At 47.6% G+C, this 1,804-nt stretch carries 2 protein-coding genes and 1 pseudogene; all 3 read right to left on the bottom strand.

All coding sequences use genetic code 11. The features are described 5' to 3' along the window. Positions 1 to 167: 167 nt before the first annotated feature. Entirely contained in the window at positions 168 to 662 is a 495-nt protein-coding gene (locus R7D93_RS25180) for a cyclin-dependent kinase inhibitor 3 family protein (RefSeq protein WP_110178219.1), read from the bottom strand. 12 nt (positions 663 to 674) lie between these two features. Next, positions 675 to 1,676, bottom strand: coding sequence for an ArsJ-associated glyceraldehyde-3-phosphate dehydrogenase (locus R7D93_RS25175; RefSeq protein ID WP_005459102.1), 1,002 nt, complete (start codon positions 1,674 to 1,676; stop codon positions 675 to 677). A gap of 42 nt (positions 1,677 to 1,718) precedes the next feature. Then, positions 1,719 to 1,804: pseudogene (locus tag R7D93_RS25170) on the bottom strand (transcriptional regulator); the annotation flags it as partial.

The raw sequence follows: 1,804 nt of genomic DNA, 5'->3' as shown, positions 1-1,804 counted from the left end.
CCTTAGTTCGAGTTTACAAACACGCTGGCATTTATAATTGAAAATTAATAATCAATAAAAACAAAAGGTTAACATATTTCCTTCCGTTTTATCTCTGAGCTATATTCCATTATAAAAACCAGACAATAGCTTTTGGATCATGATATTCCAAAAGCTATTTAAGCTGATCACGCGTCTTTTGCCACCCGTTCGATGTACTCAAGCTGCACTGGTTTGGTAAACGCGCCTGGGCGCAGTGCCTGAACTTCTCGCACGATATCGTCCAGCGTCCATTCTTTTTCTAGCAGTAAGTGAGCTGCGAACAAACCAGTGCGACCCGAGCCGCCCATGCAGTGCATCGCGACTTTGCCATCTTGAGCAAGAATCGCATGCAGTTCTGGGCTAGCTTGTTGCCACTTCATCGCGAAATCCTCACTGGGTGCGCAATCATCTTCAATCTTGATCTGGAACCATTTCATACCCAGTTGTTGGGTAACTTCACCCAAATCCGCGACGTCTTTCGATGCTAGCTCAGCATTGTCCAATGCCGTAACCACGGCTTGAACACCCTGCTCTTTTAATTGCTGTAAAGACGTTTGCAAATCGACGCCTTTCGTACCCGGGCACGGTGTTAGGACTAATGCACCAGAGTCCAAATCTAATTGCCATGTAGGATGAGACATTGTGAACTCCTATTAAGCCAAACCAACGTTACGAACCAATTCTGCGGTACGCGTTGCGTAACCCATTTCATTGTCGTACCACGCGTAAATCTTCACCATGCGAGAGCCAACGACCATTGTTGAGAGTGCATCAACGATGGTTGAGCGTTGATCGCCTTTGTAATCGATCGACACCAACGGACGCTCTTCAAAGCCAAGAATGCCTTTTAGCTCACCTTCTGACGCTTCTTTCAGCAAAGCATTCACTTCTTCTGCGGTGGTATCGCGTTTCACATCGAAGATGATGTCTGTCAGTGACGCATTCGCCAACGGTACACGCACTGCGTGGCCGTTAATCTTGCCTTTTAAATCAGGGAAAATTTCCACAATCGCAGTCGCACTGCCCGTGGTGGTCGGGATAAGACTCATGCCACACGCACGAGCACGACGCAGATCTTTGTGCGGTGCATCCAAAATGGTTTGCGTATTGGTCAAATCATGAATCGTCGTGAAAGAGGATTGCTCAATGCCCAATTTCTCATGAATGACTTTTACTACTGGTGCGATGCAGTTGGTCGTGCACGAAGCCGCTGTCACGATACGATGTTTGTCAGGATCGAAAATGTGGTCGTTCACGCCAACAACGATGTTCGCAATACCTTCTTCTTTCACTGGTGCGCTAACCACCACTCGCTTCACGCCCTGATCGAGATATTGGTCAAGGTACGATGTTTTGCGGTGCACGCCTGTCGCTTCAATCACAACATCACAACCAGACCAATTCACAGCATCGATGTCGCGATGCTGTGTCGTCGCGATGCGCTTGCCATTGATGACGAGTTCATTTCCCTCAACCTGCACTTCATGGTGCCAACGGCCTTGAACAGAGTCGAACTCCAATAAGTGGCCCAACGTTGCTGCATCGCCCGCAACATCATTGATTTGCACAAATTCCAATTCTGGCCAGTCGAATGCCGCGCGCAGCGCCAAACGTCCAATGCGCCCAAACCCGTTAATCCCTACTTTAATCGTCATAGTCTTACCCTTTAATCTTCAACCTTGAATCTTTGTTCGCTGTTAACAGCAAGCCTCACGACTTTTATCGTGCAAGCGTGTAATGTCGTCTTGGTATTCTTGCTTCAAGCAATTCGATGCTACTAAGT

It is taken from the genome of Vibrio sp. YT-15, from assembly GCF_033337445.1.
Classification (GTDB): Bacteria; Pseudomonadota; Gammaproteobacteria; order Enterobacterales; family Vibrionaceae; genus Vibrio; species Vibrio alginolyticus.
The sequence above is the reverse complement of the archived record's forward strand: the minus strand, read 5'-3'. Positions and strand labels throughout refer to the sequence as shown.